General features: G+C 44.9%; 6 protein-coding genes and 2 pseudogenes. 2 read left to right on the top strand and 6 right to left on the bottom strand.

Annotated features, from left to right (window positions below; all coding sequences use genetic code 11):
- Positions 1–160 precede the first annotated feature (160 nt).
- A pseudogene (locus tag BM283_RS16755) lies at positions 161–1,725 on the top strand (IS3 family transposase).
- A 1,334-nt stretch (positions 1,726–3,059) separates the two neighbouring features.
- Positions 3,060–3,271: pseudogene (locus tag BM283_RS20195) on the top strand (integrase core domain-containing protein); the annotation flags it as partial.
- Positions 3,272–3,521: 250 nt separating this feature from the next.
- On the opposite strand, the gene BM283_RS16740 reads toward BM283_RS20195, so the two are convergent.
- The 6 genes from BM283_RS16740 to BM283_RS16720 form a co-directional block, all read right to left on the bottom strand.
- Entirely contained in the window at positions 3,522–3,917 is a 396-nt protein-coding gene (locus BM283_RS16740; protein ID WP_090695167.1) for a Shedu anti-phage system protein SduA domain-containing protein, read from the bottom strand.
- 14 nt (positions 3,918–3,931) lie between these two features.
- Positions 3,932–4,093 carry a YkvA family protein gene (locus BM283_RS20715; protein ID WP_368086452.1) on the bottom strand — a complete coding sequence of 54 codons (162 nt, stop codon included), beginning with the start codon at positions 4,091–4,093 and terminating at the stop codon, positions 3,932–3,934.
- A complete protein-coding gene (locus BM283_RS16735; RefSeq protein WP_217646577.1) occupies positions 4,042–4,299 on the bottom strand; it encodes a hypothetical protein in 258 nt (85 codons plus the stop codon). Before BM283_RS16735 ends, BM283_RS20715 begins: the two co-directional genes overlap by 52 nt.
- 375 nt (positions 4,300–4,674) lie before the next feature.
- The gene (locus tag BM283_RS16730) at positions 4,675–5,085 is read right to left on the bottom strand and encodes a hypothetical protein (protein WP_090695165.1); all 411 of its coding nucleotides are present in this window, start codon (positions 5,083–5,085) and stop codon (positions 4,675–4,677) included.
- 500 nt (positions 5,086–5,585) lie between these two features.
- The gene (locus BM283_RS16725; RefSeq protein ID WP_090695163.1) at positions 5,586–6,164 is read right to left on the bottom strand and encodes a tyrosine-type recombinase/integrase; all 579 of its coding nucleotides are present in this window, start codon (positions 6,162–6,164) and stop codon (positions 5,586–5,588) included.
- A 36-nt stretch (positions 6,165–6,200) separates the two neighbouring features.
- Positions 6,201–6,521 (bottom strand): transposase (locus BM283_RS16720; RefSeq protein WP_175492204.1); only part of this gene is annotated, 321 nt, incomplete at its 5' end.

The raw sequence follows: 6,521 nt of genomic DNA, 5'->3' as shown, positions 1-6,521 counted from the left end.
AACTAGGGAATACTGTCGTAACGAACCATTGCTGTTCTCATTCGTAGATGATCCTTCTTCTCCGTGTCTTAGCACTCTTGGTGTTGATGCCAGCCCTATGTGTCAGGATACCTTTCGCCGCAGTTAAAACCTAAAAACTTGAAGGGCGAAGCGAGAGGACATGAAGCAAAAGAGTTATTCAAAAGAATTTAAGGAATCAGTCATCAAGAAGATGATGCCACCCAATGCAGTATCTGTTCCACAATTATGTCAGGAAACAGGCGTATCTGATGTTACGCTGTACAAATGGAGAAAAGAATACAGGAACAGGGGAATCGCAGTGCCGGGAGATAACAGTAAAGCAGATGACTGGACAGCAGAGGATAAGCTGGCGGTTGTCATAGAAACAGCTGGTTTGAATAGCGCACAACTGAGTGAGTATTGCCGCAGTAGGGGACTATACCCAGAACAGGTTGATCAATGGAAGACGGCAGCGCTGTCAGGGTATCAACGCTATGCCCAGGCTGAGAAAGAAAAGAATCGCTATCGTCAGGAAGAGCAGAAGCGGATAAAACGCCTGGAATCCGAACTCAGACGCAAAGAAAAAGCACTGGCAGAAACAGCCGCGCTGCTGGTGCTGTTAAAAAAGTGCGAAGCCATCTGGGGGGTGAGCGAGGAAGGTTGATATCCGCGCAGGATCGTCAGATGGCCATAAAATTAATAACAGAGGTAGTAAATCAAGGTGTACGGCAACGATTGGCCTGTGAGGTAATCGGCATCAACAGCCGCACGCTACAATATTGGCATAGCATTGGCCTGACAGATCGTCGGCAAACCGTCAAGAAAACCCCCGCCAACAAACTCAGTGAGCAGGAAAGAAAGCATATTCTCGATATTTGTAACAGTAAAGAATTCTGCAATCAGACACCTAAACAGATTGTCCCTGCCTTAGCAGACAAAGCTATTTATCTGGCGTCAGAAAGCAGTTTTTATCGTATTTTACGTGATGCCGGTCAATTACATCACCGAGGTCGTACAGCCAATCCAGCCACGATAAAGAAGCCGACAGCTTATATTGCGGATGGGCCCAATCAAGTATGGTCATGGAATATTAGGATATTACTTATCTGGCCAGCACGCTTAAAGGCGTATTCTTTTACCTCTATCTGTTCATGGATATTTATAGCCGTAAAATTGTAGGCTGGGAAATCTATGAAAATGAATCATCGTAACAAGCTGCTGATGTCTTGCGAAAGACCCGATTGACTGAGGCATTACCTGTAAAACATAAGGTCGTATTACAGCAAGACTAATGGCAGCCCGATGAAAGGGGCCACCATGCTGGCAACGATGCAGAAGCTGGGTGTTGTTCCATCATTCAGCCGCCCTTCGGTGAGTAACGATAATCCGTATTCAGAAGCATTGTTCAAAACTTTGAAATATACACCGGGTTATCCATCTAAACCTTTTGAAAGTCTTGACGAGGCACACCAATGGGTGTTGAATTTGGTTGACTGGTATAACCACTGTCATCGCCATAGCGGCATAAAATATGTGACACCAACACAGCGCCATCGTGGTGATGATGTGGCTCTCCTTGAACAGCGAACACGTCTCTATGAGGCAGCAAAAAAGAAACATCCGGAACGTTGGTCAGGCGAAACCCGAAACTGGTCACACGAGTCAATAGTAAGACTTAATCTCGGTAATACGCAACCAAAAACAACGATGAAAAAAGTTGCTTAAATAATTTATTTAGGCGAAAAGTATGTTGACACCTACCACCAGCCACCTACTTACTTTACCTATTAGGTTCCGTTTTCCTTGTCCCCGTTCACTGAACAGCATTGGATACCAAGCCTCATTTCCCTGTTGGCAGCTGTTACCGTTGGATGGTATAACCTTGAAAAAAGTTGGTTAGACACCGAAAGGTATGATTACTAACATCTTGCTTGGAGCTGTCGTATTTGGCTCTATCGGGTTCTGTGCCGGATTCTTTGGCCCAATTATTTTCATTCCACAAGCTAACCAAGGCCCTCTGCTCGGCATATTTATTACTGGCCTTTGGGTTTCATCCTCGGCGGAGTAGGAGGCCTTATCTATTGGCTGACCAAGGGCAGAAAAGAGGCAAAGTAGTGAAACCGCATAAGAATTGCCATATTAACATCGCGTTCGAGACCAATGCACTTTTTTCTGTCGTATTCCTCCTTCCTGATAGAATTCTCTGGATAGCTCCTAATCATGGGGCGCACTTTATGCGCTGTGTTACTTCCAGGTTTCTCTATTAATTGCTTGCTCTGACTCCATGTGTGGTTTTCACAAAAATACATGTGGAGAAACAGAAGACAATGAATTTCATGTGTCCACTACTGATGAATAATGAGCATATTTTTGGCTTTTAAGGAATATAGAATCATTTGAATAAATCAGCAGCCCACCGGTATCCAAATTGAAAGTAAAGTGCGTGTTATGAGAGAGCAAAATCAGAAGTCCGGCGCTCACTCAGGCGCACGCATCAGCGTAATTCATAAATATCATTATATAACAGACTGTTACAGATAAATAGGTCCTCAGCCCTACCTCAAGCCGGTGATCGTCGGATTAACAGTCCGAAGCTCAGTCGTTTATACATACAGATAGATAAAGAAACAAAAGAGATTTTACTCCGGGATACCGAACCGATCCGCGCAGACCGAACCGGGGCCGAACTTGAGCTGCCCGTCATGGCGCGCCTCCCACTCGTCCCTCATGCGAAACAAAGACTTGCGGCGGCTTCTTCCGAGCTTTTTCTGAGCATCGGCCGAAACCCAATGGCGGCGAGCACGGGCGGGGAAACCAGCAGAAGCGACGCAAAATTGCCCCGGGTGAGACTGAGGGGATCAGATAGGGCAAAGAGCCATCCCAACCCCGAAACGGCCACACAGCGGCCGACTATGCGTGCGCTGGAGGCCAACCTGCGCCCCGCCCTCTTCTCCGACGAAAAGACCTCAGAAGCCCGCTGTGCTTTCCAAGAGTTGCCGTGATGGATTTCCAATGAGTTGACGCACTATCCTGAAAATCAGAATTTGAGTCATTCAGGTGGCAAACCATATCATCCGCAAACTCAAGGTAAAATCGAGTGCTGACATCGATCTCTGAAGAATCAGGTACTGTTGATAATGATTAGTTTCCCAATGAACTAGAAGAATATATTCGATAATTTATCGATGACTACAACCATGAGCGCTATCATGAATTACTCAATAATCTAACACCAGCTGATGTTTATTATGGTAGAGCACAATCTGTTCTGAATGAACGAAAGAAATAAGCATCGAACTTTAGCTATGCGACGGCAAATCCATTATGATAACCCATCAAGAAACTCAAATCTGATGAGCTAAACCCTCTCTTAATTCAGGCGGCCATTAGTCCATTTTGCTTTAACGACGTACAGAATCGACTCAAACTAGGTGGTGAGATTGTTTTAATTTCATTTTTAAAGTTTGGCATGAACGGCAGCCGACCCGTGAAACTGGTTAACTATCCACTTGATGCAAGAGTTAGATGCCATTAGGAGTCAAACCAGACAGAAGCGCATAAGCTGTGCGTGCCCTGTCGTAGAGGTCATCATACGTGAAAAACTCATCAATATTGAACTGTTCCATTATGAGCCCTTTGTAGGCTCCAATATCCTCAGCACTTTTGAATGCTGATTGTCTTGTTCGACTCATTACTACGGCGGTCTTGCACCGTGATTGAATCCCTGGATAACGTGAATGTAGTTGTTGATAGTGAGTCTTGATGAAGTGCTTCCACTCAGCACACTGAAATATGGCTTGTGTGACATCGGCACGTGGTTGACCTTGCGAGGTAATTACTCCTTTTAATGGCCGTTCAATCTCCACAATAAAGTTAGAGTTCAGCGCCCGATGAAAAGCGCAACTTTTCGGAGGCACGCTGCAATGAAGAGTTAAGCCACAGGTTCAGCGTCACCGTTTCCGAACCAGTCGCGCAATTTGCGATCTGTTTTCTTCTTCACGTCTTCGTCAATGAAGGATGCGACGGTTGCGATGGCAGCTGTTAGAACACCAAAATCATCAACGTAACCAATAACAGGGGTGAGGTCTGGTATTCCATCGATTGGTGAGATAAAGTAGCCGGGTGCTCAATAATCACCGCCTTGTCCCAAGCTGGCGTTTCCTCGTTTTTGAAAACGTAGTAGAGCCAAAGTGCCTTTTCAATAACTTCCTTGCCTGCTGCGAGCGCATACGCTCCCAACTTCTCCCAGAAATTAGCATCGGAATAGTTCTTAGCAAACTCATCTTGACTGTTGCTCACGGTTTTTCCTTCTAAAGCGATGGGTTGTTTAATTCGAGGCCTAACAAGAATTAGACGTTCAATATGACGCAATATATTACGCCAAAGATAAAATCTAACACGGCGATCGCATGTTATTCTTTTGCATTATAAAATTACGTTAAGTTAGCTTTATTTAAAACAAACTTTGATAGATCTATAAATATGATGAATAGATTATGATTTTTTGATCAAATACTCGATAAACTATCATACCCAATATAAATATGAAAAATTACTTATCTATATTTACTTCACATTTAAATATATTAACAATGAAATGCTACTCTGATTCAAGCAAACTTTCTGTTTTAAGAAATAATCAAGCCTTGCTACCCTAAATGATGCTACGCCTTGTTAGGCGATAACATTATCTTTGAGTGCAAGCAAGAGGGCTGCGTTTGGAGCACTCGAATGATAGAGCCCATTATCCTTCCAGGATGAAGTGTCCAACCAGGGAGTATATTGGCTCACAAGATTGACTAAATCATCGTGTGCAACCAGATACCAAGACTCGTTCACAGGGAAGGCCATATGTAGCTCTTTCCCGAGGTATTTTTTTGATACTGTCAGTCGGCTCTTCAGTTGCACCTTCAGAGTTTCTTGACCATCTTTATGATAGGCGAGGAAGTCAGCACCTTGCCAATCGTCCGCAAGCTTAATGCAGTTGAACCCAAAGTCAGCGAGTAGTCCGGCAACTTTTTGAAAGTTAAATATTTCGCTCTGCTTTGCAGTAAGCTCACTGTAATTTACTCGATTTAGCTTCATCGAATATCACCTAATATGTATGTTTTATAAAATTGCTTAGATTTAGCTTTTATCATATCAAAATTTGTTAGATCCATAAATATGATAAATAGATCATTATTTTCGTACTAGGCGCACGACAAAGTGCCATACCTTACAGAAATATATATGCAAAACAATTAAATTCTTCCCGCATCACATTTAATTGGCATGTCAATGAAATACTAATCTTTTTTTAGTTAACTCTCTATTCTAAAGAGGAAATGCTACTTAATTAAATTCTCTCAAAACTGCCAGTAACATAGTGGCAGGAATCGAAAACAATCACAACAAACTGGTTAAGCAGGACGAGCTCCACGCTATCACCCGTCCAAGAGTTGCCGGAAACGCACCGGATGACTACCCCCATGCCCGCCCCGCACCGCCCGACTATGTGCGCCTGAGGAGCCAGTTTGCGCCCCACCCTCCCCCGGAAACTGCGACGACGCGGCGGGTGGAACTGACCGAAGCCCCGGCGCGGTTCAGGATTCAGCTTTGGAGGTCTCCTTTGGTTGCATGGCTTTCTTGATCTTGGCCGATACACTGTTGGCTGCTTCTTGCAACGTCTTTGTCGATAGATGCGTATATCGTTGGGTGACTTTGGGGCCGCTATGGCCTAAGATTTCACCAACGAGAAATAACGAACAACCTGAATTTATGAGGAAGGAGACGAAAGCATGCCTCAAGTCATGCAAGCGTAGATGCTCCAAGCCAGCTTTTTGCCGGATCCGATGCCATACTTTGCTAATTGCGGTGTAGGGATTGCCGGTCTGAAGATTGATGAAGAGGTACTCGAACTTCCCACGCGTTTCCAACTGATGCAGAACTTTCATAGCACTCTCATTAAGTGGGTTTCCGGGCAGGCAGCTGGCGACGAGTGGGGGTGCACCCGACATCGCGAGAGGCAGCGGTGGCGCGGCCAGCTCGCACTGCACATCACGGCTTCTCGCCTGGCTCTCGGGGCGATTATTCTTGTGCACCTGCTTCGCGTTTTTATCTACACCCTCTTTGTTGTACTTGCTCTTGAAATCGTCGTCTACTAACCGATACTTCGTTGGCATCACCCTGTATATATAGCAGATCTCATATAAAATGATTTAAATTTCATAAGCGGCAAAGAGCTGCTCGATGGAACACCCTTCCCTTTTTCTGATGGCTTTGGCCTGAGCCCATTTGGGTTCAATGTCATTTAAGCCCGGGGAATAAGGCGGCAGGTATTCAAGTGTATGCCCGGCATTGGCAATGGCGGTTTGGATATCCTGCCGTTTATGGAACGTTGCGTTGTCCATGACAATCACGCAAGCGGGCAGAAGTTTAGGCAAAAAGTCCTGCGTTATCCACGCATAGAAAATGTCAGCGGTGATATTGGCGATGAACAGACTTATGGTCAGCAGCGTCTTTCCGATGAGAGCGCCAAT

Origin of the sequence: Nitrosomonas sp. Nm34, from assembly GCF_900113925.1 — a bacterium.
Lineage (GTDB): Bacteria > Pseudomonadota > Gammaproteobacteria > Burkholderiales > Nitrosomonadaceae > Nitrosomonas.
Note: the sequence above shows the minus strand (reverse complement) of the source record. Positions and strands in the feature narration are given on the sequence as shown.

What these genes read in the sequence shown, in the direction of transcription:
- BM283_RS16730 (WP_090695165.1), bottom strand. Translation starts at nt 5,085, where the DNA reads ATGAAGCTAAATCGAGTAAATTACAGTGAGCTTACTGCAAAGCAGAGC.
- BM283_RS16725 (WP_090695163.1), bottom strand. Translation starts at nt 6,164, where the DNA reads ATGCCAACGAAGTATCGGTTAGTAGACGACGATTTCAAGAGCAAGTAC.